The organism is Methylobacterium sp. E-012, from assembly GCF_057836545.1.
In genome coordinates this window covers 1,572,385-1,597,669 of the sequence record NZ_JBYQEY010000001.1, presented here as the reverse complement: position 1 = coordinate 1,597,669, position 25,285 = coordinate 1,572,385, and the positions used below count along the sequence as shown (strand labels likewise).

The 25,285-nt window shown below is 69.9% G+C and carries 21 protein-coding genes; 10 read left to right on the top strand and 11 right to left on the bottom strand.

Annotated features, from left to right (window positions below; all coding sequences use genetic code 11):
- Nucleotides 1-99: 99 nt before the first annotated feature.
- The 7 genes from AC3IF1_RS07545 to AC3IF1_RS07515 all read right to left on the bottom strand — a co-directional run bounded on the left by AC3IF1_RS07545 (nucleotide 100) and on the right by AC3IF1_RS07515 (nucleotide 9,502).
- A complete protein-coding gene (locus AC3IF1_RS07545; RefSeq protein WP_489216932.1) occupies nucleotides 100-2,850 on the bottom strand; it encodes a phosphoenolpyruvate carboxylase in 2,751 nt (916 codons plus the stop codon).
- A gap of 225 nt (nucleotides 2,851-3,075) precedes the next feature.
- A complete protein-coding gene (sucD, locus tag AC3IF1_RS07540) occupies nucleotides 3,076-3,966 on the bottom strand; it encodes a succinate--CoA ligase subunit alpha (RefSeq protein WP_243967786.1) in 891 nt (296 codons plus the stop codon).
- A 14-nt stretch (nucleotides 3,967-3,980) separates the two neighbouring features.
- Nucleotides 3,981-5,159 carry a malate--CoA ligase subunit beta gene (locus tag AC3IF1_RS07535; RefSeq protein WP_243967787.1) on the bottom strand — a complete coding sequence of 393 codons (1,179 nt, stop codon included), beginning with the start codon at nucleotides 5,157-5,159 and terminating at the stop codon, nucleotides 3,981-3,983.
- A 299-nt stretch (nucleotides 5,160-5,458) separates the two neighbouring features.
- Nucleotides 5,459-6,100, bottom strand: a complete 642-nt coding sequence (gene fchA, locus AC3IF1_RS07530; protein WP_489216929.1) for a methenyltetrahydrofolate cyclohydrolase — start codon at nucleotides 6,098-6,100, stop codon at nucleotides 5,459-5,461.
- A 10-nt stretch (nucleotides 6,101-6,110) separates the two neighbouring features.
- The gene (locus AC3IF1_RS07525) at nucleotides 6,111-6,974 is read right to left on the bottom strand and encodes an NADP-dependent methylenetetrahydromethanopterin/methylenetetrahydrofolate dehydrogenase (RefSeq protein WP_243967789.1); all 864 of its coding nucleotides are present in this window, start codon (nucleotides 6,972-6,974) and stop codon (nucleotides 6,111-6,113) included.
- A gap of 274 nt (nucleotides 6,975-7,248) precedes the next feature.
- Complete coding sequence (locus AC3IF1_RS07520; RefSeq protein WP_243967790.1) at nucleotides 7,249-8,190, bottom strand: D-2-hydroxyacid dehydrogenase; 942 nt, start codon at nucleotides 8,188-8,190, stop codon at nucleotides 7,249-7,251.
- Nucleotides 8,191-8,293: 103 nt separating this feature from the next.
- A complete protein-coding gene (locus AC3IF1_RS07515) occupies nucleotides 8,294-9,502 on the bottom strand; it encodes an aminotransferase class V-fold PLP-dependent enzyme (RefSeq protein ID WP_243967791.1) in 1,209 nt (402 codons plus the stop codon).
- A gap of 516 nt (nucleotides 9,503-10,018) precedes the next feature.
- Between AC3IF1_RS07515 and AC3IF1_RS07510 the strand changes: the two genes are divergently transcribed.
- From AC3IF1_RS07510 to rnhB, 3 genes are all read left to right on the top strand, one after another.
- Nucleotides 10,019-10,834 carry a UDP-2,3-diacylglucosamine diphosphatase gene (locus AC3IF1_RS07510; RefSeq protein WP_489216926.1) on the top strand — a complete coding sequence of 272 codons (816 nt, stop codon included), beginning with the start codon at nucleotides 10,019-10,021 and terminating at the stop codon, nucleotides 10,832-10,834.
- A gap of 11 nt (nucleotides 10,835-10,845) precedes the next feature.
- Nucleotides 10,846-11,892: a glycosyltransferase family 4 protein gene (locus AC3IF1_RS07505; protein WP_489220346.1), complete on the top strand. Its 1,047-nt coding sequence runs from the start codon at nucleotides 10,846-10,848 to the stop codon at nucleotides 11,890-11,892.
- Between the two features lie 86 nt (nucleotides 11,893-11,978).
- Complete coding sequence (gene rnhB / locus AC3IF1_RS07500; protein WP_489220345.1) at nucleotides 11,979-12,584, top strand: ribonuclease HII; 606 nt, start codon at nucleotides 11,979-11,981, stop codon at nucleotides 12,582-12,584.
- A gap of 4 nt (nucleotides 12,585-12,588) precedes the next feature.
- Here the strand turns inward: rnhB and AC3IF1_RS07495 are convergent, their stop codons facing one another.
- The gene (locus tag AC3IF1_RS07495; protein WP_489216924.1) at nucleotides 12,589-13,716 is read right to left on the bottom strand and encodes a PA0069 family radical SAM protein; all 1,128 of its coding nucleotides are present in this window, start codon (nucleotides 13,714-13,716) and stop codon (nucleotides 12,589-12,591) included.
- Nucleotides 13,717-13,865: 149 nt separating this feature from the next.
- Between AC3IF1_RS07495 and AC3IF1_RS07490 the strand changes: the two genes are divergently transcribed.
- Both AC3IF1_RS07490 and AC3IF1_RS07485 read left to right on the top strand, forming a co-directional pair.
- Nucleotides 13,866-14,396 (top strand): glycosyltransferase family protein, encoded by a 531-nt coding sequence (locus tag AC3IF1_RS07490; RefSeq protein WP_489216922.1) that lies wholly within the window; start codon nucleotides 13,866-13,868, stop codon nucleotides 14,394-14,396.
- Between the two features lie 135 nt (nucleotides 14,397-14,531).
- Nucleotides 14,532-15,980: an amino acid permease gene (locus tag AC3IF1_RS07485; protein WP_243967798.1), complete on the top strand. Its 1,449-nt coding sequence runs from the start codon at nucleotides 14,532-14,534 to the stop codon at nucleotides 15,978-15,980.
- A 265-nt stretch (nucleotides 15,981-16,245) separates the two neighbouring features.
- Here the strand turns inward: AC3IF1_RS07485 and moaB are convergent, their stop codons facing one another.
- Complete coding sequence (gene moaB, locus AC3IF1_RS07480; RefSeq protein ID WP_243967800.1) at nucleotides 16,246-16,803, bottom strand: molybdenum cofactor biosynthesis protein B; 558 nt, start codon at nucleotides 16,801-16,803, stop codon at nucleotides 16,246-16,248.
- Between the two features lie 783 nt (nucleotides 16,804-17,586).
- Here moaB and AC3IF1_RS07475 point away from each other — a divergent pair.
- The 5 genes from AC3IF1_RS07475 (at nucleotide 17,587) to AC3IF1_RS07455 (ending at nucleotide 21,404) form a co-directional block, all read left to right on the top strand.
- The gene (locus AC3IF1_RS07475; protein WP_489216919.1) at nucleotides 17,587-18,498 is read left to right on the top strand and encodes an aspartate/glutamate racemase family protein; all 912 of its coding nucleotides are present in this window, start codon (nucleotides 17,587-17,589) and stop codon (nucleotides 18,496-18,498) included.
- 122 nt (nucleotides 18,499-18,620) lie between these two features.
- Entirely contained in the window at nucleotides 18,621-19,268 is a 648-nt protein-coding gene (gene maiA, locus AC3IF1_RS07470) for a maleylacetoacetate isomerase (protein WP_243967803.1), read from the top strand.
- A gap of 148 nt (nucleotides 19,269-19,416) precedes the next feature.
- Nucleotides 19,417-20,748, top strand: a complete 1,332-nt coding sequence (locus AC3IF1_RS07465; protein WP_489220344.1) for an NAD(P)/FAD-dependent oxidoreductase — start codon at nucleotides 19,417-19,419, stop codon at nucleotides 20,746-20,748.
- Nucleotides 20,749-20,784: 36 nt separating this feature from the next.
- On the top strand, nucleotides 20,785-21,096 hold the full coding sequence (locus tag AC3IF1_RS07460; protein ID WP_243967804.1) for an EthD family reductase: 312 nt from the start codon (nucleotides 20,785-20,787) through the stop codon (nucleotides 21,094-21,096).
- A complete protein-coding gene (locus tag AC3IF1_RS07455; RefSeq protein WP_489216916.1) occupies nucleotides 21,093-21,404 on the top strand; it encodes a hypothetical protein in 312 nt (103 codons plus the stop codon). Before AC3IF1_RS07460 ends, AC3IF1_RS07455 begins: the two co-directional genes overlap by 4 nt.
- Nucleotides 21,405-21,597: 193 nt before the next feature.
- Here the strand turns inward: AC3IF1_RS07455 and AC3IF1_RS07450 are convergent, their stop codons facing one another.
- Together AC3IF1_RS07450 and AC3IF1_RS07445 are read right to left on the bottom strand one after the other, a co-directional pair.
- Nucleotides 21,598-21,807: a pentapeptide MXKDX repeat protein gene (locus AC3IF1_RS07450; RefSeq protein WP_489216914.1), complete on the bottom strand. Its 210-nt coding sequence runs from the start codon at nucleotides 21,805-21,807 to the stop codon at nucleotides 21,598-21,600.
- A 114-nt stretch (nucleotides 21,808-21,921) separates the two neighbouring features.
- Nucleotides 21,922-25,248 carry an ATP-binding protein gene (locus AC3IF1_RS07445; protein ID WP_489216912.1) on the bottom strand — a complete coding sequence of 1,109 codons (3,327 nt, stop codon included), beginning with the start codon at nucleotides 25,246-25,248 and terminating at the stop codon, nucleotides 21,922-21,924.
- Between the last annotated feature and the right edge of the window lie 37 nt (nucleotides 25,249-25,285).

Genomic DNA, 25,285 nt, shown 5'->3' with positions numbered 1-25,285 from the left:
GACGGACAAAGCCATGTCCTGCACCGTCGCTCCCCTCTCCCGACCCCCTTCGGGAGCCACCCTCCCCCGCAGAGGGGGGAGGGAAAATCGCGCATCGCCTCATCCGGTCGACCCGAAGCCGACCGCGATGCAGTTGATCGACAGCAGCAGGGCCGATTTCACCGCCTCGCGCCGGTCCTCGTCGGTCTCGGCGCGGTAGCGGGCGAGCAGTTCCACCTGCTCGCGGCCGACCTGGTTGATCGTCGGGAGCCGCCCCTTGAGCCGATCCCGGAACAGCGGGAAGCGCTCGGCCAGCTCCGATCCGCCGCTCACCCGCAGGACCATCTCCCGGGTCAGGGCGTACTCGGCCTCGATGGCGGAAAAGATCCGGTCGCGGATCGACGGATCCTCGACGAGGCCCGCATAGGCGCGGGCGATGTCGAGATCGACCATCATCAGCGTCTTCTCGACCTCGTCGAGGACGAGGCGCAGCACCCGCGACTCCTGGAACAGGCGCTTCAGGGTCGCCTCGCCCTCCCGGCCACGCACGTCGAGGAAGCTCGCCAGCCCCGAGCCGACCCCGTACCAGCCGGTGATCACGTGCCGGTTCTGCGACCACGCGAACACCCAGGGGATCGCCCGCAGATCCGAGAGCGACCGGGCGCCGAACCGGCGGGCCGGGCGCGAGCCGATATTCAGGAGCGCGATCTCGTCCAGCGGGCTCGCCGCCTGGAAGTAGTCGACGAGGCCATCGGTCTGGAGCAACTGGACATAGGCCGCCCGGGAGGCCCCGGCCAGCGCCTCCAGGGCGTCGTCGTGGCCGGCCCCCGCCCGCTCGCCGTCGCCGGCCAGGGCGTGCTCGAACACCGAGGCGGCGAGCAATTCCATCTGGTAGGCGGCGGTGCCGCGGTTGGCGTATTTGAACGAGACGACCTCGCCCTGCTCGGTGGTGCGGAAGCGGCCGCGGATCGAGCCCGGGGGCTGGGCCATGATGCCCCGGTGGGTCGGCACGCCGCCCCGGCTCACCGAGCCGCCGCGCCCGTGGAAGAACGCGATGCCAACGCCGAGTTCCTGGCCGAGCCGGGTCAGCTTGCTCTGCGCCTTGTACAGCTCCCAGTTGGCAGCGACGAAGCCGCCGTCCTTGTTGGAGTCGGAATAGCCGATCATCACCTCCTGCACGCCGCCCTGCCAGCGGGTGGAGCGGCGCACCACCGGCGTGCCGAGCAGCGCCCGCATGATCGCCGGGCCGGCGCGCAGGTCGTCGATGGTCTCGAACAGGGGCACGATCGGCAACGGGCAGATCTCGGTGCCGGCGGCATCGAGGAACACCCCCGCCTCCTTGGCCAGCAGATAGGCGCCGAGCACGTCCTCCACCGAGCGGGTCATCGACAGCACGAAGGCGCCGAACGCCTCCCGGTCCAGGGCCTCGCGCATCTCGGCGACGAGGGCGAAGGTGGCCAGCGTCTCCCGGGCGGCGTCCGGCAGATCCTCGAAGGAGCGCTCGGGATCGCGCGGCCTGGCCAGTTCCGTGTCGAGCCATTGCCGCCAGGCGGCGGTGCCGAGGGCCGGCGGCTCACCATCGCCGTTGCGCTGCCGCCAGAGGGCGTGGAGCGTGTCGGTGGTCCGGGTGGTGTTCTCGCGCAGGTCGAGCCGGACCGTGGAGAAGCGGAAGATCTCCACCATGCGCCGGACCGGGCGGACGAGATCGCGGGCCAGCGCCGCGCATTTGGCCTCCGCCAGCCCGCGCTCCAGGACGCGCAGATCCTCGATCAACCCGTCGGCGCTGGCGTAATCGGGGCCGGACGGGTGCTCGCCCTCGTTGCGGGCGATGGTCGCGTCGATCTTGCGCAGGACGCAGGAGAGATACTGGCGATACGGCTCGCCGGGGTTGCGCCGGGTGATCGCCCGGGCCTGCCCGCTCTCGGCGAGCTGCCGGTCGAGTTCCGCACGAAAGCCCTCGGGCAGCGGCAGGGTGCGCTCGGTGAGCGACAGGGTCCGCCCTAGCTCGCGCACGCCGTCGCGGTAGCGGGTGAGCGAGGCCAGCGCGTTGCGGTGCAGGGTCTGCCGGGTGACGGCGGCGGTGACGTAGGGGTTGCCGTCCCGGTCACCGCCGATCCACGAGCCGAACTGGAAGAACGGCGGCACCGTGAAATCCGTGCCCGGATAGGTCTCGGCGAGCGCCTCCTCCAGGGTCTCCAGGGTCTCGGGCAACATCTCGAACAGGGTCTCGTCGAAGAAGTGCAGCCCCCAGGCGACCTCCCGCTCGACGGTGGCCTTCTCCAGGTGCAGCTCACCGGTCATCCAGACCAGCTCGATCTGGTCGCGGAGCTCGTTCATGAGCCCGTTGCGCTCGCGGTCGGTCCAGCGCGGCATTTCCAGCTCGCGCAGCACGAGGTAGATGCGCCGGAATTTCTCCAGCACCGTCACCCGCTTGCCCTCGGTGGGATGCGCGGTCAGCGTCGGGCGGATGCGCAGGTCGCTCAGCAGCGCCTGGATCTTCTCCGGGGGGATGCCCTGGGCGCGGGCGTCGGAAAAGACCTTGGCGAAGGAGCCGCCGAGCGCGGCCCGCCCCTCCGTGCGCTCCACGTGGCGGCGGCGGCGCATCGCGGCGTTCTGCTCGGCGATGGAGATCAGCTGGAACCAGATCCCCTGCACCTGGAGGGCGCGTGCCAGCATCTGCGGCGAGAACCGCGAGATGTCGGCGGTGCCGTGCAGCACCGCCTCCAGGTCCGGATCGTGCCGGCGGGCGACGTCGAGCAGCGCCTGGAACAGGATGTCCAGGGCCTGCTCCGACGAGGTGCCGGTGATCACCGGCGGCGCGAAGGCCGTGGCATCGACGTGGCCGGGGGTCGCGTGAAGGGTACGGGTCATGGGGCCACCTCGTGGCGCACGGTACTTTCGGGACGAAGCGCGACGCGCTCCCTCCCCCCTCTGCGGGGGAGGGTGGCCCCCGCGTCAGCGGGGGTCGGGAGAGGGGAGCGCCATTTCGGAAAAAAAGTCGCGACGGGAGCCGAAGCCCGCACCGGCGCGCTGCCCCTCTCCCGCCCCGCATCGCGGGGCACCCTCCCCCGCAGAGGGGGGAGGGTTGAGGGGCCGCTAAGCCGCCCGGGCCAGCACGTCGGCCACGGTCTGACCGAACGAGCCCGGATCCGGCGCCACCGTCAGACCGTACGAGCGCATGATCTCGGCCTTCTCGGCGGCGCTGTCGCCGGCCGCCGAGATGATCGCCCCGGCATGGCCCATGCGGCGGCCCTTCGGCGCCGTCAGCCCCGCCACGAACCCGATCACCGGCTTCGACATGTTCTCGCGAATCCAGGCCGAGGCCTCGGCCTCCTGCGGGCCGCCGATCTCGCCGATCATCAGCACCGCGTCGGTATCCGGATCGGTCTCGAACAGGGCGAGGTGGTCGAGGAACGACGAGCCGTTGATCGGATCGCCGCCGATGCCCACCGAGGTCGAGATCCCGAGCCCCAGTTCCTTCAGCTGCGCGGCCGCCTCGTAGCCGAGCGTGCCCGAGCGGGAGATCACCCCGACATTGCCCGGCAGGTAGATATGGCCGGGCATGATCCCGAGCATCGCCTTGCCGGGGGAGATGATGCCGGCGCAGTTCGGGCCGACCACCAGGGTGCGCCGGTCCCGGGGGTAGCGCATCAGGTAGCGCTTCACCCGCATCATGTCCTGGGCCGGGATACCATCGGTGATCGAGCAGACCAGCCGCAGGCCGGCATCGGCCGCCTCCATGATGGCGTCGGCCGCGAACGGCGGCGCCACGAAGGTGATCGAGGTCGTGGCGCCGGTGGCCGCCACCGCCTCCTTGACGGTGTTGAACACCGGAAGGCCGAGATGGCTGCGCCCGCCCTTGCCCGGGGTGACGCCGCCGACGACGTTCGTGCCGTAATCCAGCATCTCCTTCGCGTGGAAGGTGCCCTTGTCGCCGGTGATGCCCTGGACGATGATCGGGGTGGTCTCGTCGATGAGGATGCTCATGGCGCGGTCTCCCCTCAATGCTTGGTCTTGGCCGCCGCGCAGGCGTCGACCGCCTTGCGGGCCGCCTCCGACAGCGTGTCGGCGGTGATCAGGTCGAGGCCGCTCTCGGCCAGGATCTTCTTGCCGGCTTCCACGTTCGTGCCGGCGAGCCGCACCACGAGCGGCACGTCGATCTTCACCTCCCGGGCGGCCTGGATGACCCCCTCGGCGACCCAGTCGCAGCGGTTGATGCCGGCGAAGATGTTGACGAGGATCGCCTTGACGTTGCGGTCCGAGAGCACGAGCCGGAAGGCCGTGGCGACCCGCTCAGGCGAGGCGCCGCCGCCGACATCCAGGAAGTTTGCCGGCTCACCGCCCGCGTGCTTGATCATGTCCATGGTGGCCATGGCCAGACCGGCGCCGTTGACGATGCAGCCGATCTCGCCCTCGAGGCCAATGTAGCTGAGGTTGTGCTCGGCGGCCTGGGCCTCGCGCGGGTCGCCCTGCGAGGGGTCGTGCATGTCGGCGATGCCGGGCCGGCGGAACAGGGCGTTGTCGTCGAAGCTCATCTTGGCGTCGAGGGCCAGCACCCGGTCGTCCTTGGTGACGACGAGCGGGTTGATCTCCAGCATGGTGCCGTCGCAGTCGCGGAACGCCCGGTAGGCGTTCATGATGGTCTTCACCGCGGCCGAGACCTGCTTGATGTTGAGCCCGAGCTGGAAGGCGATCTCCCGCGCCTGGAACTGTTGCAGGCCGACCGCCGGCTCGACCACGACCTGGATGAGCGAATCCGGCTCGTTGGCGGCGATCTCCTCGATATCCATGCCACCGCGCTGGCTGGCGATGACCCGCACGCGCTCGGCCTTCCGGTCCAGCACGTAGCCGAGGTAGAGTTCGCGCTCGAACGGGTCCGCGGTCTCGACGTAGACCCGCTGCACCGGCTTGCCCTCGGGGCCGGTCTGGTGCGTGACGAGGCGCTTGCCGAGGAGATCCTTGGCGGCGTCGCGGACCTCGTTGTAGGTCCGGCACAGCTTGATCCCGCCGGCCTTGCCGCGGGCGCCCGCGTGGATCTGCGCCTTCACCGCCCAGAACGAGCCGCCGAGCTCGGTGGCGGCGTAGACCGCCTGGTCCGGGCTGAACGCGATGGCGCCCTTCGGGACGGCCACGCCGAAGCTCGCGAGCAGCTCCTTGGCCTGATACTCGTGAACGTCCATTCGGCGCCTCCTCCGCGGTTCGTTGCCGCCGTTGATGCGCTCTACTTTAGTTGAGTGGAAGGATTACGCCCGTCAAATTTTTTGAGATGCCGCTTCACGGGGGCTTTTTCGCAAACGCAACACGGATCGTATTCTATGGTGCATTGCAGCATACAGAAAAACAACGAGGCCGGGGCGTGATGCACCCGGCCTCGACTGTTGAGTCCGTGATTTGGGCGCATGCGCCGCCGATCGGGAGCTGGCCCTTCGGCACGCGCCCTGCCCTCCCCCCTCTGCGGGGGAGGGCAAGCGCGGCGCTGTCAGTTCACCTTGGCCTTCACCACGCCGTACACTTTCTCGCTGAGTGCGCCAGCCTCCGAGAGCAACTCCTCCAGCTCCGTCAACCGCTCGTCGGCGAAGTCGCGGTCGTCCAGCCCCTTGGCGTTGACGTAGACGTTCAGCGCCGCGCTGCGGAGGCCCGCATAGGCCGAGAGCACCGCCACGCCGGCATCCGACACGACGTTGAGATTGCCCTTCTCGGCGGTGATCGCCGCGAGGTCGATCACCGCCCGGCAGGCCCGGCAGCAGGCGAGCGGCACGTCGCAGGCGGTCTTGAGCGCCGCCTGAATCTTCTCGGCGCGCGCCGCCTTCTCGTCGTCGGTGGCCTTCGGCAGGCCGTAGGCGCCCATGACGGCGTCGAAGGCCTGGACGTCCTCGCCGATCATGCCGGTGAGAACGACCCGCAGGCCCTCGGATCGGGCCAGAACGTTCTTCAGCTCGGCCTCGACCTCGACGTACTTCTTCTTGCCGATGGTGAGGTTGCAGACCATCGACACCAGGGCCGCGCCCATGGCGCCGGAGATCGCCGCCGCACCGCCGCCCCCGGGGGTCGGGGCGGCGCTCGCGAGCTCCGCCAGGAACGTTTCGATGCTGTCGGTCTCGGGGCGATGCGTCTCGGTCATCACCGCCTCCTCAGGCCATCGACTTGGCGAGCGCATAAATCTCCTCGGCATCGAGCACCTGCTCGGTGCTCTCGAAGAGCTGGCCCACGCAGGCCCGGTGCAGCTTGAGCTTCAGGCCGCCGATCCCGAGGGCGCCGAAGGCCTTCTTGCCGTTGCGATCCTTGCCCTTGTCCATCACCTCGATGCCGCCGATGCCGGTCGGGGGCTGGGCGTTGTAGTCGGCCACGAACTCGATCGACGGGTCCTGCGCCCAAGCCGCCTCCGGCAGCAGCTCGACGCCGATGGCGCCGGCCGTGAACACGAGGTTGGTGCCCTTCACCAGCGCGACGCGGGAAGCCTCGTCGGGGGTCGCGGCGGCCTTCACGTTGACCTTGAAGCGGGTGTTGATCTGGTCCGCGGCAGCCTGGGTCTTGTCCAGCGACCGGCCCGCGATCGTCACCTCGGCGCCCTCGCCGGCGAGCAGCGCCGCCGAGCGCATGCCGACCGGGCCGGTGCCCGCCAGCACGACCGCCTTCTTGCCCTGCAGCGAGCCCGCGGCCTTGGCCACCAGCGCCACGCCGGCGGCGGCCGTGGTGTTCGAGCCGTTGGAATCGAGCATCACCGAGACCCGGAACGGGCCGAAGAAGCGCTTCTTGACCGCTTTGAAAAGCTCCTCGCCCGCCGCCATGCTGCCGCCGCCGACGAAGATCGCCGTGGACTTCTTCTCGGAGCCACCCCGGGTGTAGATCGTGCCGTCGACCAGCGCGCCGACATTGTCGGGGGTCACGCCGCCGTAGCCGGCGATGTGGTCGGCGCCGCCGTCATAACCGACCACCGTGTCGAACACGTTCGGGACCGCATCGGTGTCGAACAGGAACAGCAGTTTTTTTGTCATTTCGTCTCGGACCTTTCCGTCGCGCCTGTAGGGCGCCGTCGTGGTGTCTTTCCGATCATGATTGGCGTTCGGGGCGGGATCCGCGCCCCTCCCTCCCCCCATTGCGGGGGAGGGTGGCCCCCGAAGGGGGTCGGGAGAGGGGAGCGACGGTGCAGGACGAGACTATGCCCTCCGTGCCGGTCGCGCCCTGTCCGGAACCCGGGTTCCCCTCTCCCGACCCCTGCTGACGCAGGGGCCACCCTCCCCCGCAGAGGGGGGAGGGAGAACCCCCGCCTTACTCGACCACGTTCTGCGGCTTGCCCGCCACGAACGCCTCGACATTGTCGACGAGCTGGTCGGCGAGGATCTGCATCGCCTCCTTGCTGGCCCAGGCGACGTGCGGCGTGACGATCAGGTTCGGCAGGTCGGCCTCGCACAGGATGTTGCCGTCCTTGGGCGGCTCCTGCGCCACCACGTCGAAGCCCGCCCCCGCGATGGTGCCGTCCTTGAGCGCGGCCAGAAGCGCCGCCTCGTCCACCAGCCCGCCCCGGGCCGTATTGATCAGGATGGCGTTCTTCTTCATCCGCTTGAGCTCGGCGGCGCCGATCAGCCCCTTGGTGTCGGGGGTCAGCGGCACGTGCAGCGTGATCACGTCGGACTGGGTGAGGATCGTCTCGAAATCGACGAGCCCGTCCTGCGGGAACACGTCGTAGGCCAGCACCTTCATGCCCAGCGCCTCGGCGCGCTTGCCGATCGACTTGCCGAGCGCCCCGTAGCCGACGATTCCCAGCGTCGAGCCGGCGATGTCGTAGATCGGGTAGTCGAAGTAGCAGAACTGCTTGGACTTGGCCCAGTCGCCCCGCCGCACCGAGTTGGCGTAGGGCACGATCGCCCGGCGCAGGGCGAACATCAGCCCGACCACGTGCTCCGGCACGGTGTTGAACGCGTAGTTGCGGATGTTGACGACCGTGACCCCTTGAGCCTTCGCCTGGGCCTTGTCGACCACGTCGGTGCCGGTGGCGGCGACCGCGATCAGCTTCAGGTCGGGGAGCTGCTTCAGCGTCTCGGCCCGCATCGGGACCTTGTTGATCAGCGCGATCTCGGCACCCTGGAGGCGGGACACCGTGTCCTCCGGCGTCCAGGTCGAGTCGTGCTCGACGTATTCGTGCGGGAAGTCGAACGGTCGGACCCTGGCATCGAGGGATTCACGGTCCAGGAACACGATCTTCTTGGTCATAGGACCCCTCTCGGACGACGGGCGGTTTCCTCGATAGTCTTGTTCTTACTTGCGCGTCGGGGCGGGTCCGGCAACCCGGTCCCGCCCCGATCGCGTGCGCGGCTTACGCCTTATGTAGCGGATTCTCGCGCAGGTAGCTGGACGCGGCGGCGACGCCGGAGCCCGGCGTGACCGTGATGCCGCAATCGAGCATCGCCATCTCGGCGCCCGCGATGGCACCGAGCAGCGACAGCTCGTTCAGGTCGCCCAGGTGGCCGATGCGGAACACCTTGCCGGCGACTTTCGACAGGCCGGCACCCAGCGAGAGGTTGTAGCGGTCATAGGCGTGGGTAATCACCTTGGCGGCGTCGGCGCCCTCCGGCACCACGATCGCCGTGACCGTGTCGGAGTTCCACTTGGGCTCCTTGGCGCAGGGCTTCAGGCCCCAGGCCGCCACCGCCTGGCGGGTCGCCTCGGCGAGCACGTGATGGCGGTGGTAGATGTTCTCCAGCCCCTCCTCCTTCACGATCGCCAGGGCCTCGCGCAGGCCGTAGAGCAGCGGCAGGACGGGGGTGTAGGGGAAGTAGCCCGTGGCGTTGGCGGCGAGCTGGTCCTTCCAGGCGAAGTAGGCGTGGCCGAGCCGGTCGTTGCGGCCGGTTCCGCCCTCGGCGATCTTCAGCGCCTTGGGGCTGATGCAGATCAGGCCGAGACCGGCCGGCAGCATGAAGCCCTTCTGCGAGCCCGCGATGGCGCAGTCGACCTTCCACTCGTCCATCTTGAACGGCAGCGAGCCGATCGACGAGATGCCGTCCACGAACAGCAGCGCCGGGTGTCCGGCGGCGTCGATCGCCTTGCGGACCGCGGCGATGTCGCTGGTGACGCCGGTGGCGGTCTCGTTGTGGACGACCATCACGGCCTTGATGGCGTGATCCTTGTCGGCCCGGAGCGCCTCCTCGATCTTCTGCGGATCGGCGCCGGTGCCCCACTCCTCCTCCTGGACGACCACGTCGAGGCCGAGGCGCTGGGCCATGTCGACCCAGAGGTGGCTGAACTGGCCGTAGCGCGAGGTCAGCACCTTGTCGCCGCGGCACAGGGTGTTGGACAGGGCCGATTCCCAGATGCCGGTGCCCGAGGACGGGAACAGGATGATGGTCCCGGCGGTCGAGCCGAACACGATCTTGGAATCCTGGAGGAGCGGCTTCACCAGTTCGGGGAAGCTCGGCGAGCGGTGATCCTCCGACGGCACGTGCATGGCGCGCAGCACGCGGTCCGGGATGTTGGTCGGACCCGGGATGAAGAGGTGGTTACGACCGGGGCGCCGGGTTGCGGCCATGATGTTTCCTCCGAAAAATTCGTTGCGCGCGGGCACGGGCCCGCGCCGGGTGGTTCGAGCGTCCTCGGGAGTCGGTCCGGCGCCGGCGGACGCGGCTCCCGCCGCGCATGCCCGAACGCCATCTCCGCCGTAGATCGGGGGGCGCAGCGGAGCGGCAGGCGGCCTCACGCCGCTCGCGTCGCGACACGCCCCCGCGTGCCGGTCGCCTCCGAAATGCCGTCCCGTCCGACGGCCCCAGGGCCGTCCTCGCCGCCTTCCTGTCATGCCCGACGTGGCTCGCGCCGAGCCGCCGGTTATTTGGCATTATGAGGCGGTGACGCTCGAAAGGAAAACCGGAAAAACTTCCGGAACTTGGCAAAAAAATTTTTTGTGCGCCGCAGCGATGCCGATCTGCGGTTGAGAAGCTTTGCCGCACTGCACCAGAACGCCCGGGGCGCCCAGCCCGGCGCGTCATCAAACTGAGACGTGATCCCGGTCAGGATTCCGGCATCGTTCAGCCCCCGGGAGAGGATTGCCGTGGCCGAGGTTGAGGAGATGCCGGTCCGGGTCCGGACTCTGTTCCTGTCCGATCTGCATCTCGGCACGCGCGGCTGCCAAGCCGGGCTGCTGCTGTCGTTCCTGAAGGATTACGACGCCGACACGATCTACCTCGTGGGCGATATCGTGGACGGCTGGCAGCTGCGTTCCGGCTGGTACTGGCCTCAGGAACATAACGACGTCGTGCAGAAGCTCCTGCGCAAGGTCCGCAAGGGCACGCGCATCGTCTACCTGCCGGGCAACCACGACGAGTTCCTGCGCGACTATGTCGGCACGAATTTCGGCGGGATCGAGCTCGCGGAGACGGCGATCCACGAGGCGGCCGACGGGAAGCGCTACCTCGTGATCCACGGCGACCAGTTCGACATGGTGGTCCGCCACTCGCCCTGGCTCGCCCATCTCGGGGACGGGGCCTACACGCTGGCCCTGACCCTCAACACGCTGATCAACCGGGTGCGGCGCCGCCTCGGCCTGTCCTACTGGTCGCTCTCGGCCTGGGCGAAGCTGCGGGTGAAGAACGCGGTGAGCTTCATCGGCCGGTTCGAGACGATCCTGGCCGAGGAGGCGCGGCGGCAGGGGGCCGACGGGGTGATCTGCGGCCATATCCACCATGCGGCCGACCGGCCGATCGGAGACCTGCGCTACCTCAACACCGGCGACTGGGTGGAATCCTGCACCGGGCTGGTGGAGCATTACGACGGCCGCATCGAGGTGCTGCACTATCCGAGCCTGCTGCGCGCGCGTGAGGCGGAGACCGTGCCGCAGGCGGTTCCCGGCCGGCGCGCGGTGGCGTGAGGGCGCCCACCGTGAAGCTCCTGATCGCCAGCGACGCCTGGCATCCGCAGGTCAACGGCGTGGTGCGCTCCCTGGAGCAGATGGTGCGCCGCGCCCCCGAGCACGGGTTCGCGACGGCGTTGCTGTCGGCGGCGGATTTCCCCTCGCTGCCCCTGCCCGGCTATCCCGAGATCCGCCTCGCCCATGCCGGGCGGGAGCGGGTGGCGGCGCACTGGCGGGGGGAGCAGCCGACCCATGTCCACATCGCCACCGAGGGCCCCGTGGGCTACGCGGTGCGGCGGCATTGCCTGGCCAACGGTCTGCCCTTCACCACGAGCTACCACACGCGCTTTCCGGAATACCTCGCCGCCCGTCTGCCCGTCCCGGAGGCGTGGTCCTACGCCTATCTGCGCTGGTTTCATGGGGCCGCCCGCGGCACGATGGTCAGCACCGCCTCACTCCAGGGCGAATTGGCCGACCGGGGCTTCACCCGGCTGATGCGCTGGACCCGCGGCGTCGATACCGAGCGGTTCCGCCCCGCCGCCCCCGGCGCGACGCCGCCGGCCGAACTCGCCGGCCTGGAGCGGCCGCTGTTCCTGTATGTCGGCCGGCTGGCGGTGGAGAAGAACATCGCGGCCTTCCTGAATCTCGACCTGCCCGGCACCAAGATCGTGGTCGGGGACGGGCCGGACCGGGGACGGCTCCAGGGGCTGGCGCCCGGCGCGCGGTTCCTGGGCACCCGCACCGGCGCCGCGCTCTCGGCCGTCTACGCGGCCTGCGACGTGTTCGTGTTCCCGAGCCTGACCGACACGTTCGGGATCGTGCTCCTGGAGGCCCTGGCCTGCGGCCTGCCGGTGGCGGCCTTCCCGGTACCGGGCCCGAACGACGTGATCGGCGGCACCCGGGTGGGGGTCCTGGACCAAGACCTGGGGGCCGCCGCGCACGCCGCCCTCGACCTGTCCCGGGCCGAGTGTCGGGCCGAGGCCCTGCGCCGGGGCTGGGACGTGAGCGCGGCCCAGTTCTTCGGCAATATCATCGAGGCCCATGGCGGCGAGCGGCGGACCCGGGACGCGGCCTGACGGGTGACGGCGCCCGCGCGCAATGGCAGGAGGGGGCCATGCCCCCCATCGATACGCCCCCCGTCAGCAGGCCGACCGCCCGGGGCATGCCCCGCGCCCCGGCGCGGCCGTTCGATCCGTTGCATGCCGCCGCCTATCCCGCGGTGATCGGCTGCGACGAGGTCGGGCGCGGGGCGCTGTGCGGCCCCGTCGTGGTGGCCGCGGTCTGGTTCGATCCGGCGGCGCTCCCGCCGGCGCTGCTCGCAGCCCTCGACGACAGCAAGCGCCTGCCCGAGCCCGAGCGGGACCGGCTGGCGCCGCTGATCCGCGCCCAGGCCCGCGTCGCCGTCGCCGCGGGGTCCCGGGCGCTGATCGACCGCATCAACATCCGCGCCGCGACCCTCGACGCCATGGCGCGCGCGGTCGCCCGCCTCGGGATCCCGGCGCCGGTCCTGGTCGATGGACGGGACGCGCTGCCCGACTGGCCCGGCCGGGCGGTCGTGGGCGGTGACCGGCTGGTGCCGCAGATCGCCGCCGCCTCGATCGTCGCCAAGGTTTTTCGCGATGCGCTGATGCGGCGCCTGGCCGCGCGCCATCCCGGCTACGGCTGGGAGCGCAACGTCGGCTACGGCACCGCCGTCCACCGGGCCGGCCTGACCACCCTCGGCCGGAGCCCGCACCACCGGCTCAGCTTCACCCGGGGCTTCGGATGACGCCTCAGAACAGCGCCAGCTGCGCCCCCGGCTTGCGGAACGCCGCCCGGTTCAGCGGCATCCGCCCGAAGGCGAAGCCGAGCCGGGTGCCGGCGAGCCGGACCCGCGCGCCGAGCATCTCGGCATAGGCCCCCTCCCCGCGGAAGCGGTGCCCGAAGCGGGGATCGTTCTCGCGGCCGCCCCGGACCTGACGCAGCAGCGCGAAGGCGCGGTCCTTCCGCTCCGGGTAATGCTCGACGAACCAGTCGGCCATCAGGTCGGCGACTTCGCCCGGGAGCCGCAGCAGGGCATGGCCGATGCGGCTCGCGCCGTGCGCCCGGGCGCGGGCGAGGATCGCCTCGATCTCGTGATCGGTCAGGCCCGGGATGATCGGCGAGACATTGACCATCACGGGCACCCCCGCGGCGCTCAGGCGCGCCATCGCGGCGAGCCGCTTGTCGGGCCGGGGGGCCCGGGGATCGAGGCGGCGGGCGAGGGCCGGATCCAGGGTCGGCAGCGAGAGTGCGACCAGGACGAGATCCTGCGCGGCCATCTCGGCCAGGAGGTCGAGGTCGCGCAGCACGAGGTCGGATTTGGTGGTGATGGCGACGGGATGGCGCGCGTCCCGGAGGACCTCCAGCACCGCCCGGGTGATGCGGTGATCCCGCTCCACCGGCTGATAGGGATCGGTGGCCGTGCCGAGGGCGATCGTGTCCGGACGATACCCCGGCGCCGCGAGTTCCCGGACGAGGAGCCGGGCGGCCTCCGGCTTGGCGAAGATCCGCGACTCGAAATCGAGCCCCGGCGACAGGCCGAGATAGGCATGGGTCGGGCGGGCGTAGCAGTAGATGCAGCCGTGCTCGCAGCCGCGATACGGGTTGATCGACCGGTCGAACGGGATGTCGGGCGATGTGTTGCGGGCGATGATCCGGGCCGAGCGTTCGGGCGTGACCTCCGTGCGCAGGGGCGCCGGATCGTCGGCCTCCCAGGCCGCCGCCCCATCCGCCTCTCGGAACGCCTCGCGCCGGGCCGCCTCGAAGCGGCTGGCGGGATTGGCCGTCGCCCCGCGTCCGCGCCGCCGGCCCTCCGGCGGCGTGCTGGCGTCGAGTCGCCGGTCGGGGCCGAACTTGGACGCGTCCGCTGGTGCCGCCATGATGAACCCCCTGTTTCACGTGAAACATACCGTGAACACCGAGCGTTTCAGCGCCTGTTTTTAAGGCAAACGTGGCTTGTGCGCGTCTCTCGGTCGCGTCGGTACTTCGAGGCGGCGGGTCAACGGTTTACGGCAGCGCAAAATCGGTTATGCGCGCGCTGATGCTCTCCGCGGTGACCTATCTGGCCAACCCGTCCGATCCGGACGCGATCGATCGCCTTGCCGACACGCTCAGCGTCCTGGTGGCCGGCGTGGCCGGCGGCCTGGTCGGCGACGCCGTGATCGTGGCGGGGCAGGCGAGCGACGCGGTGGCGGCCGTCGCCGAGGCGACCGGCGCGACCCTGATCCTCCACCCGGCCGGCAGCCCCTACACGGCGGGCGCCGCCGCGGCCCGCCGGGACTGGATTCTGTGCCTGGAGGCCGGGGACGTCCCGGCCGAGGGCTGGATCCGCACCCTCGACCGTTTCGTCGGCACCGCCCGGCCGGAGATCGGTCTCGGTCGCCTGCACCGCCCGGCCGCCGGCTGGCGCGGCCGCCTCGTCGGCCGGTTCGAGACCCTGGCCGGTGCCCGGCAGGCCAGGGCCGGCGACGTGGTCCGGCGCGAGGCGCTGCGGAACGGCCCGGTCTTCGCGAAGCGGCTCAAGGTCCGCCCGCTGATCGCGCGTATCGACCGGGCCTGATCGCCTTTATACGACATTCGCTTTGTCCTTTAGCGTCGAATGTCCGTGAAACGCCTGGCGCGATGGCAGAAAACTTGCTGAACTGATGGATCTGGCGGGAGGCCTGCCCGGCTGCGCCGTGAAGGGGATGCTGCGATGGATGCGTCGGGCCTGATGGGGCGGAAATCCGTCGATTCCATTATCGAGAGCGGCGAAGGCGAACAGCAGCTCTCGAAGACGCTGGGCGCCCTCTCGATCACCGCCATGGGCATCGGGGCGATCATCGGCGCCGGCATCTTCGTCCTGACCGGCACCGCCGCGGCGCATTATGCCGGGCCGGGGATCATGCTGTCCTTCGTGCTCGGCGGCATCGCCTGCACCTTCGTCGGCCTGTGCTACTCCGAGATGGCGGCGCTGATCCCGGTCGCCGGGTCGAGCTACACCTACACCTACGCGACGCTGGGGGAGTTCTTCGCCTGGCTGATCGGCTGGGACCTGATCCTGGAATACGCCATGGGTGCCGCCACGGTGGCGGTGGGCTGGTCGGGCTACGTCACCAGCATCCTGAAGGACGCGGGCCTCGTGATCCCGCCCCAACTCGCCCACGCGCCGGGCACCGCGATCGAGGGTGGCGGCACCGCCCTGTTCAACCTGCCGGCCGTGGTGATCGTGGCGCTGATCACGCTCCTGCTGATGCGCGGCACGAAGGAATCGGCCCGCCTCAACAACATCATGGTGGCGGTGAAGCTCACCGTGGTGGTGGCCTTCATCGCGCTGGGCTGGGGCCATGTCGACACGGCGCATTGGAGCCCGCTGATCCCGCCGAACGAGGGGTCCTTCGGGCAGTTCGGCTACAGCGGCATCCTGCGCGGGGCGGGCGTGGTGTTCTTCGCCTTCATCGGCTTCGACGCGGTCTCCACCGCCGCCCAGGAGGCGAAGAAGCCCCAGAAGGACATGCCCATCGGCATCCTGGGCTCGCTCGCGATCTGCACGATCCTGTACGTGCTGGTGGCCGCCGTGCTCACCGGCCTCGTGCCCTATAAGGACCTGAACGTCCCCGACCCGATCGCCAAGGGCGTCGACGCGATCGGCATCGGCTGGTTCTCGATCCTGATCAAGCTCGGGGCGCTCACCGGCCTGACCACGGTGATCCTGGTGCTGCTCTACGGCCAGAGCCGGATCTTCTTCACCATGGCCCAGGACGGCCTGCTGCCGAAGACCTTCTCGCACGTCCACCCGACCTACCAGACGCCCTACCGCAGCCAGGCGCTCATCGGGGTCGCGGTCGCCCTGGTGGCGGCTCTGGTGCCGATCGACATCCTGGGCGAGATGGTGAGCATCGGCACGCTGGCCGCCTTCATCCTGGTCTGCGGCTCGGTGATCTACCTGCGGCGGACCGACCGGGCCATGAAGCGCCCGTTCCGGGTCCCCGCCGTGCCGGTGGTGCCGATCCTGGGCATCCTGTTCTGCCTGTTGCTGATGATCGGGCTGCCGCTCGACACGTGGCTGCGGCTGGTGATCTGGATGGCCATCGGGCTCGTCGTCTACTTCTTCTACGGCCGCAAGCACTCGGTCCTGCGCCGCAAGGAGGGGAATGCCGCGTAGGCGCCGCCCGGGACCGAAGGTCGGTCGGACGGCTCCCGATCGCGGACGCATCGGTTCGCGAAGCAGGACGCGGATTCCCCCCTGCGGGGGCTCGCGGATCTATGCATCGCGTTCGGCAGCAGGCTTTTGAGACGCCGGGCTATCTCCCCACCCCGCAAGGGCTACGGACGGCACAGGTTTTGACCGTCGCCGTAATCACGCCCTAGGCGCAGAAGGCGATGTGTGAAGCCGTTGGCCGCCGCGGGGGAAGCGGAGGCGCAACGCCTCACACCGAAAGACTCGCCCCCCGCCGCAGGTGCTCGTCGAGCCGCGGCATGATCTCCACGAAATTGCAGGGCCGGTGCCGGTAGTCGAGCTGCTGGGCCAGGATCCCGTCCCAGGCGTCCCGGCAGGCGCCCGGCGAGCCCGGCAGCACGAACACGTAGGTCGCCCGCGCGACCCCCGCGGTGGCGCGGGACTGCAGGGTCGAGGTGCCGATCTTGTCGTAGGAGATCCGGTGGAACACCGCCGAGAAACCGTCCATGCGCTTCTCGAACAGCGGCTCCAGCGCCTCCGGGGTGACGTCGCGGCCGGTGAAGCCGGTGCCGCCGGTGGTGATCACCACGTCGACCCCCGGGTCGCGCAGCCATGCCTCCACCTGCCCGCGGATCGCCGGGATCTCGTCCGGCACGATGGCCCGGCCCGCGAGCCGGTGGCCGGCCTCCGTGAGCCGCTGGACCAGCGTGTCGCCGGAGCGGTCGTCCTCCGGGCGGCGCGTGTCCGACACGGTGAGTACCGTGATCGCCAGGGGGATGAAGCGGCGTGTGTCGGTCTGATCGGCCATCGTGAGGACTCTCCGGGACGCGGTCCGATATGGGCCGCAGGCCCCCCGTTGTCGCCCCCCTGACCTGCCGCCTCGGATTCGGATCCGTCGATGCGGGCGGCTCCGGGATGGGCACCGGCATCCCGAACCAGGCGCATGGCAACGCCGGGATATTATTTTCGGACTGAAACTATTTTTTCAGTATCGACCACGATCATGCGATCACAAAAATGTGATACTATGAATTGATCAAGAAAGACTCGTCGAACATCGTGCTCGAATCATACAAGACCGCGCCGGGACTGCATCGGGCGCGCGCACCGTGTTCAATGGTCATGCCAACGCGATCAACACAGTGACGGAGTTATATTGAATCCTGAGACACAAACAGAAATGAAGGGTTTGAAATTCCTTGGCGCGCAGCCATCATGCGCATGCCGCAGCGTCTCCGTGCGCTGCGGATCGCCACCGACAGAGCCGATCGGCCGTCGTTCGCGCGTCGATACCGGAGCCGAGACCGCCTCCCGGCTTTTCAACACCGACACGACCGAGGTTCTGCGCGCGAATCGAGGCCGGATCGCCGTCCCGCTCTTGGAGCTGTCGAGCTAGGGGCGACAGCATTCCAAGCGCGGGCCTCGGTCTCATTCGCGTCCGACACCGCTTCCGCAACCCGCACGTCACGCTTCGCCCGGGACCCGACACGCACCGGTCGTCGATGCACCGCACATGTACCCGCGCATCCGAGCGGATTTCGCTTCGGACGCCAGACCATTCGACATGACGCCGAACAGGGGGGAGCGCACGATGACCGTCACCGTGAGGAGGTTGGGCGTCCTAGGCGGGCTCAGCCGGTCTTCGACGATCCGATGTCACCAGATGCTCAATCGCGAGGTGCTGAAACTGACGGGCAACCGCGCTGCCGCGGACCTCGTGACGTGGAGTCTCGATCCGGACACGATCATCCGCCTCCTCTCGGCGGAGGGGCCGCCAACGATCGCCCGTCAGATCGAGGAGGCCACCGCGAACCTTCTTCTCGAAGGCATCGATGGCCTGATGATCGCCAGCGATACCATTCACTGCGCCCTCGAGCAGGACCCGATTCATCTTGCCGTGCCGGTGATCCAGATTCGAGACGCGTTGGCCGAAGAGCTCCGACGCTGGCCCCTGGAGCGGATCGGTTTCATCGGAACCTCGGTGACGATGAGCAGCGCCTATTACCGCGACCTGATCGCGGGCGCCGAAGGCGTGGATGTGGTGCTGCCCAGTCAGAGCCTATGGGTGAACATCGATTATTCGATCTGCAATCGAATCTACAACGGCGAGAGCACGGTGCTCGAAATCGAAACCTACAATCAGATCATGTCCGAATTCGAGGCGCAGAACGTGGACATGATCGTCGTCGCATCGCCGGAGATTGCTCTGGCGTTCAACAAGCCGAAGCCGATTCCGGTGCTGCACACGGTCGAGATCTGTGCCGCGGCGGCGGCGCGATGGTGTGTCGCCGACCGCGACACCGCCCGATCGACGATACCCTTGTACGACGAAGTTCGGCGCGCGTCGCCGGGATCCGGCAACGCCCCCGCGAGCGACCTGTCGAACATCCGGTTCAAGAAACCCAAGCGGGGCGCTTTTTTCGATCGCCGCAAGGGCAAGGCCGGTGCTTCATCCCGCGCCTCGAAAGCGTCATCGGGCGGGCAGCGGCCGTCCGGCTCGTAGCGGCGCCCACCCGGGCGGGGCGATGGCCAACCGCGCCGGCCGTCGCGACTTGCCGCGGACAACGAAGTACGGTGTCCTCGCGCACGTAAGTGTCGAACACATCGCAATTCGGAATCCAGTCCATGCACATGTACGGCAACTGGCGCTCGGCCGCCGCCTTCCGGGTGCGAATCGCCCTGAAGCTGAAGGGCATCCCCTACGAGGAGACCTTCATCGACCTCGACGCGGGCGACCAGCACAAGCCGGAATTCCGGGCGATCAACCCGCAGGGGGCGGTGCCGGCCCTGTTCGACGGCGACGGGCCGCCGCTCACCCAGTCCCTGGCGATCCTCGACTATCTGGAGGAGACGCAGGGGGGCGTGCGCCTGCTGCCGGAGGAGCCCCGGGCGCGGGCGCGGGCGCGCTCCCTGGCGCAGGTCGTGGCCTGCGACACGCACCCGCTCTACGTGCCGCGGGTGCGCACCTTCCTGATGGAGCATTACGATCTACCCCGGGAGCGGATGCTCGACTTCCTGCGCAACGCCTTCGAGACCGGCCTGAAGACCCTCGAAGCGCGGCTGACCCGGGAGCCCGGAACCGGCCGGTTCTGCCAGGGCGACGCGGTCAGCCACGCCGATCTGTGCCTCGTCAGCCTCTGGGTCGGCACCGGCATCTTCGGTGTGGACACCGCGGCCTATCCGACGGTCGGGCGGATCGCCGCAGAATGCCTCGCCCTGCCGGCCGTGGCCGAGGCGCATCCCCTGCGCCAGCCGGGCGCTCCGGGCGCGTGATCCGGTCCCGATGATGGGAACTCCGGCGAGGCATGCTCGTCAGCGTGCTCTTGCCGTGCTGTTGGCGGGCAGATGTGGCAATCGGACACCCGACCCGTGTAAGCAGGGCGGCGTTCTAATCCCGGTACGGGAGCATTGAAGAGTGGCTATGGCATCGGTCGAGAACGAGTCCGGTCTGCATCGCGTCGTCGTGGTCGGTGGCGGCGCCGCCGGGCTCCAGCTGGTGACGAAGCTCGGCGACAAGCTCGGGCGGGGCAAGCGCGCCCACATCACGCTGGTGGACCGTGCCCGCACCCATATCTGGAAGCCCCTGCTCCACGAGGTGGCGGCCGGCAGCCTCGACGTGGGCCACCACGCGGTGGATTACCTGCACCACGCCCACATGCACGGGTTCCGCTACCGGATCGGCCGCATGACCGGGCTCGACCGGCAGACGCGCACGGTCCAGCTGGCGGCCAGCCACGATTCGGAGGGCCGCGAAGTCACGCCCGAACGGGCGGTGCCCTACGACACGCTCGTGATGGCGGTGGGCTCGACCACCAATGATTTCGGCACCCCGGGCGTCGCCGACCACGCCATCGCCCTGGATACCCAGGATCAGGCGGTACGCTTCCATCAGCGCCTCGTGAACGCATCCCTGCGGGCCCACACCCAGGCCGGCCCGGTCCGGGCCGGCCAGCTCCACGTCGTGGTGATCGGCGCGGGCGCCACCGGGACCGAGCTCGCCGCCGAGTTGCACCGGACCCTGCGCCACGTGGTCTCCACGGGGCTCGACCGGATCGATCCGGGCAAGGACATCCGCATCACCCTGGTGGAGGCGGCCGAGCGGATCCTGCCGGCGGTGCCGCAGCGGCTCTCGACCGAGGTGATGCAGCTCCTCGACAAGATCGGCGTCGAGGTGCGCGTGAAGGCCCGGGTGACGGAGGTGCGGACGGACGGCGTGCAGCTCGCCGACGGCACCTTCATCCCCTCGGAGCTGGTGGTCTGGGCCGCGGGGGTGAAGGCGCCGCCGTTCCTCCAGGGCATCGGCGGCCTGGAGACCACGCGGACCAACCAGCTCGTGGTCACCCCGACTTTGCAGACGACCCGGGACCCCGACATCTTCGCGCTGGGCGACTGCGCCTACTTGGTCGAGGCCGGCTCGGACACGCCGGTGCCCCCCCGCGCCCAGGCCGCGCACCAGCAGGCGAGCCACCTCGTCGGCCAGATCCAGGCCAAGATCGACGGCAGGCCGCTGAAGCCGTTCCGCTACAAGGATTTCGGCTCGCTGGTGTCGCTCGGCGAGTACTCGACGGTCGGCAGCCTGATGGGCTTCGTGCGCGGCAAGAACATGCTGATCGCCGGCCTCTTCGCCCGGATGATGTACCGCTCCCTCTACAAGATGCATGAGCGGGCGCTGCACGGCACCGCCAAGACGGTGCTCGACACCCTGGCCCGCGCCCTCACCCGGCGCACCGAGCCGCGGGTGAAGCTGCACTGACCCGTTCCCGATTTCCCGACAGGAGAGACGACGGCCATGATTCTGGTGAGCGTGATGTACCCCGCCGGCCCGAGCTTCGACATGGGCTACTACCTCGGCCACCATATGCCGCTGGTGCGGCAGCGCTGGTCCTCCCTGGGTCTCCACGACGCGAAAGTGGTCAAGGGCGCCGGTACGCCGGACGGGGGCACCGCTCCGGTCCAGGTCATGGCCCTGCTCACCTTCGAATCGGTTGAGGCCTTCCAGAAGGCCGTGGCGGCCCACGGCGAAGAGATCTTCGCCGACATCCCGAACTTCACCCCGGCCCAGGCCCAGGTGCAGATCAACGACTTCGCGGAACACCCGTGATCGACATCGTCAAGGCGGTTCAGGGGGCCGATCCCAGTCTCGGCACCTACGTGGTCGTGCTGCGGGGCGATTCCCGGGCCCTGGACGGGCCGGAACGCCTGACCGCGGATGCGCAGGCCTGGATCGGGCAGAACGCCCCGGGCGGCCGTCTGGCCCGGGTGACGGTCCGGCTCGCCCCCTATCCGGGGGCCGAGCCGACCGAGCGCAGCGTGAGCGTGATGGCCTTCGGCAACGCCCGGGAACTGGCGGCCTTCGCCACGACCTGGACCGGTGATCCGCTGCCGGAGGAGGATCCGGAGCGCGCCTGATTTGCGCCTCCGGCCACGGTCGAAACGTGATCAGGGCGGGCGTGCGCAGGACCACGCCCTGAGGGGTACGTCGGCGGGATGCGCATCGCGACGATAAAACGGCGCCGCAGCCGAAAGGGGAAGCGCCCCCTCGGCTCGGCCCGAACGGGCTCGGAAGCCAAAAACGGCCGCCCGTCCTTATTCCGGGTCGCTTCTACTTCTTCATCGTATCCTTGCTCGTGTCATCCTTGCCCATGGTTCCCTGCCCCATGGCATCCTTCTTCATCGAATCCTTATGCATGGCGTCTTTGCCCATCGAATCCTTGTGCATGGCATCCTTGCTCATCGACTCGGCGGCGTAGGCAGGAGCCACGACCATTGCCGAGGCAAGGACGGCGGCAATCACGCTGAACGGAATGCGCATTTCAGTATCCTCTCGTTCAGTGCCTTATTGGCACCTGACGAGACTTCGACGGTTCGATATCGTCGGTTACATCGATGCGATTGACTTCCATCGGCCGAAGATCCGGTCGCGGCCTCACGCGGCGCGCAGCTGCCGGATCGCCCGCAGGGCCGTCGCGCGCTGCACCTCCAGGCGGCGGATCAGCGGCATCAGGTCGGCCCCCGCATGGGCGGCCGCCTCGACCTCCCGGCACAGGCTCGACAGGCCGACGAAGCCCAGGAGCCCCGCTGCCGCCACCAGGGCGTGCGCGTCGTGGGCGATCTGGAGCCGGTCGGTCTCGCTCGGACGGAACCGCTCGGACAGCTCGTTGGCCAGGAGATCCAGCAGCGCACCGACCCGGTCCGTCCCGAAGCTCGCCTCCATCTCCGACAGAACCGCGGCGTCGAGGACGGCGGAATCCACCGGCGCGCTGCGCCGGGGCTCCTCCGGCCGCGCCGCACGGCGCGCCCCCGGCGCCGTCCAGCGGCTGATCGTGGCGAAGAGGTCGGCCCGGCGGAACGGCTTGCCGACGTAATCGTCCATCCCGGCCCCGCGCAGGTCCTCGATCTGGGTCGGCAGGACGTTGGCGGTCATGGCCACGATCGGGATGTCGCAGGCGGGGGGCGCGAGGGCGCGGATCCGCCGGGTCGCCGTGAGCCCGTCGACCCGGGGCATCTGGACGTCCATGAGCACGAGGTCGTAGGCGCGCCCGGCCGCGACCGCCGCGGCGACCGCCGTGATCGCCTCGGCTCCGTCCCCCGCCACGTCCACCGCGTAGCCCTGCGATTCGAGGACCGCGCAGGCGAGTTCCTGATTGAGCGGCACATCCTCGACCAGCAGGAGTCGCAGCGGCGTCGCCGAGCCCGCCGGCGCAGAGTCCGTCGGCCGGAGAGCCGCCGCGCCGGTCTCGGCCCGCGCGCTCGGGGCGTGGGCCGCCGCGGCCGCCCGCGGCAGGGTGAGCCGGAACCAGAAGGTCGACCCCGCGCCCTCGCGGCTCTCGACGCCGATCTCGCCGCCCATCAGCGTCACGAGGTGGCGGGAGATGGCCAGTCCGAGGCCGGTGCCGCCGAAGCGCCGGCTGATCGAGCCGTCGACCTGGCTGAAGCGCTTGAACAGGCGATCCTGCCGGTCCGGCGAGATGCCGATCCCGGTATCGGTCACGGCGAAGCGGATGACGTCGCCGGAGCTGCCGTCGGGGGCCGGGCCCGCGCCCTCCCGCTCCACGGTCACGGTGACGGAGCCCGCCGGCGTGAATTTCACGGCGTTGTTCAGCAGGTTGAGGAGCACCTGCCGCAGGCGGCCCGGATCGCCGATCACGCTGTCGGGCAGGCCCGGATCGATCCGGGCTTCGATCGCGAGGCCGCTCCGGATCGCGCTGCCGCGCACGATCGAGACCGCGGCGTCGACGGTGGAGATCAGCGGGAAGGCGACCGGATCGAGGGACAGCTCGCCGGCCTCGATCTTCGAGAAGTCGAGGATGTCGTTGACGACGGTGAGCAGGGCCGCGCCGGAACTCTGGATCAGCTCCAGGCGGCGCCGGTCCTCGTTCCGGATCGTCCCCTCGTCGAGGAGCAGGTCGGCATAGCCCAGGATGCCGTTGAGCGGCGTGCGGATTTCGTGGCTCATGGCGGCCAGGAACTCGCTCTTGGCCGCACTCGCCCGTTCCGCCTCCGCGCGGGCTGCCTCCGCGTCCCGGGTGGCCGCCCGCAGCGCGGCCTCGGCCGCCTTGCGCTCGGTGATGTCGAGGTGGAGGCCGACCATGCGCTGCGGCAGCCCCTCGGGCCCGAACAGCGTCCGCCCGCGCGCATAGAGCCAGCGCCGGCCCACCCGGAACTCGGCCGCGTAGGGCGTGGTGGTCTCCACCGCCCGCCGGACCTCGTTCCAGACGTCGCCGACATCCTCCGCATGCAGGAGCGCGGTCCATTCCGCGGCGGGCAGCACGTGCGGCGCGCCGGTCTCCGGGAGCCCGTGCATGCGCGCGCTCTCGGGGCTCAGGGTGGCGAGCCCGGTGCGCATGTCCCATTCCCAGGTGCCGGCCTCCGCGGCGTCCAGGGCGATCCCCAAAAGGCCCCGGGCCTCCTCGACGGCGAGCCGCGCCGTGACGATGTCGTCCACGTCGAGGGCGGTGCCGAGCCACTCCGCCACGGCGCCATCGGTGGGATTGAGGCGGATCGGGATCAGCGAGAGCTTGTGCCAGCGGTAGACGCCGTCATGGCGCCGGATCCGCCACTGGCCGCCATAGCCCGCGCCGCTGGCGAGCGCCCGGTTCCAGGCCGCCTCCATGGCGGCGGCATCCTCGGGATGGTTGCGGGCGAGGCGTTCGGCCCGCTCCGGCCCGATCGGCCCGTAATAGGCCTGGAACTGCGCGTTGACGTAGGTCGCCTGCCCGTCGCCGACCCGCATGGTCCAGACCAGGAGCGGCAGCGTCTCGGCCAGGCCGCGGTAGCGCGATTCGCTGCGGCGGACCTCGTCCTCGGCGCGGCGCCGCTCGGTCACGTCGATGAGCACGCCGACCAGGCCGGCGGCGGCGCCGTCCCCCCGGTACTCCCCGCGCACGACCACGTCGCGGATCCCGCCATCGGGGCGCAGCAGCCGCGCCTCGAAGTCGAAGCGCGTCCGGCGCGCGATGGCGTCGGCCACGATCGCCGCGAGCCGATCTCGGTCCTCGGGATGGTAGACCTGCGCGAACACGTCGAGGCGCGGCGGCGGCGTCCCGGGATCGCGGCCGGCGATCTCGTAGAGGCTGGCCGACCAGACCGGCTGGCCCTCGGCCAGCTCGACCCGCCAGTTGCCGATGCTGGCGAGCTGCTCGGCCATGGTGAGCTGATGATTCGCCGCCTCCTGGGCGCGGGCCCGGGCGTTGATCTCGCGGTGCTGCTCGCGGATCACGGCCTCGCGGATCGCCGCCTGCGCGATCTCGTGGCCGCGGCGGGCATTGGCCTCGGTGAGCCGCAGATGGGCGAGGACGATCTCGGCGAGGTCGCGCAGGGCCGCCGCCTCGTCGTCGGAGAAGCCGTCGCGGGGCTCCGGATCGATCAGGCAGAAGGTGCCGATCCGCAGGCCGGGCCGCAGGCTCAGGGGCAGGCCCGCGTAGAAGCGGAAGCCGTCCGGGGCGGCGACCCCCGGGAGGTCGCGGAAGCGCGGATCGGCCCGGGTGTCTGGCACGACCAGCAGGCCGTCGCCGCGGATCGTGTGGTCGCAGAGGCTGCCGGCGCGCGGGATCGCCCCCGGCACGTCGATGCAGGGGGTCTTGGGCCACAGGTCGGTGTCGTCAATGAAGGCCACCAGGGCGCTGCGCACCTTGAACAGGCGGCGGGCGGTGCGGCAGACGGCGTCGAAATGCGGCTCGGGCGCCGTGCCCAGGATCCCGAGCGCCCTGAGGGCCGCGACCCGATCGTCCTCGCTGTCCCGCTCTGTGTTCAACTGACCGTCTCCGGGTGCGCGGCACGGTGATCCGTTC

Coding starts and splice junctions, on each gene's coding strand:
- AC3IF1_RS07545 (WP_489216932.1), bottom strand. CDS start 2,850: ATGACCCGTACCCTTCACGCGACCCCCGGCCACGTCGATGCCACGGCC.
- sucD (WP_243967786.1), bottom strand. CDS start 3,966: ATGAGCATCCTCATCGACGAGACCACCCCGATCATCGTCCAGGGCATC.
- fchA (WP_489216929.1), bottom strand. CDS start 6,100: ATGACCGAGACGCATCGCCCCGAGACCGACAGCATCGAAACGTTCCTG.
- AC3IF1_RS07535 (WP_243967787.1), bottom strand. CDS start 5,159: ATGGACGTTCACGAGTATCAGGCCAAGGAGCTGCTCGCGAGCTTCGGC.
- AC3IF1_RS07520 (WP_243967790.1), bottom strand. CDS start 8,190: ATGACCAAGAAGATCGTGTTCCTGGACCGTGAATCCCTCGATGCCAGG.
- AC3IF1_RS07495 (WP_489216924.1), bottom strand. CDS start 13,716: ATGGCGGCACCAGCGGACGCGTCCAAGTTCGGCCCCGACCGGCGACTC.
- AC3IF1_RS07515 (WP_243967791.1), bottom strand. CDS start 9,502: ATGGCCGCAACCCGGCGCCCCGGTCGTAACCACCTCTTCATCCCGGGT.
- AC3IF1_RS07485 (WP_243967798.1), top strand. CDS start 14,532: ATGGATGCGTCGGGCCTGATGGGGCGGAAATCCGTCGATTCCATTATC.
- AC3IF1_RS07525 (WP_243967789.1), bottom strand. CDS start 6,974: ATGACAAAAAAACTGCTGTTCCTGTTCGACACCGATGCGGTCCCGAAC.
- AC3IF1_RS07490 (WP_489216922.1), top strand. CDS start 13,866: ATGCGCGCGCTGATGCTCTCCGCGGTGACCTATCTGGCCAACCCGTCC.
- AC3IF1_RS07460 (WP_243967804.1), top strand. CDS start 20,785: ATGATTCTGGTGAGCGTGATGTACCCCGCCGGCCCGAGCTTCGACATG.
- rnhB (WP_489220345.1), top strand. CDS start 11,979: ATGCCCCGCGCCCCGGCGCGGCCGTTCGATCCGTTGCATGCCGCCGCC.
- moaB (WP_243967800.1), bottom strand. CDS start 16,803: ATGGCCGATCAGACCGACACACGCCGCTTCATCCCCCTGGCGATCACG.
- AC3IF1_RS07465 (WP_489220344.1), top strand. CDS start 19,417: ATGGCATCGGTCGAGAACGAGTCCGGTCTGCATCGCGTCGTCGTGGTC.
- AC3IF1_RS07450 (WP_489216914.1), bottom strand. CDS start 21,807: ATGCGCATTCCGTTCAGCGTGATTGCCGCCGTCCTTGCCTCGGCAATG.
- AC3IF1_RS07475 (WP_489216919.1), top strand. CDS start 17,587: ATGACCGTCACCGTGAGGAGGTTGGGCGTCCTAGGCGGGCTCAGCCGG.
- maiA (WP_243967803.1), top strand. CDS start 18,621: ATGCACATGTACGGCAACTGGCGCTCGGCCGCCGCCTTCCGGGTGCGA.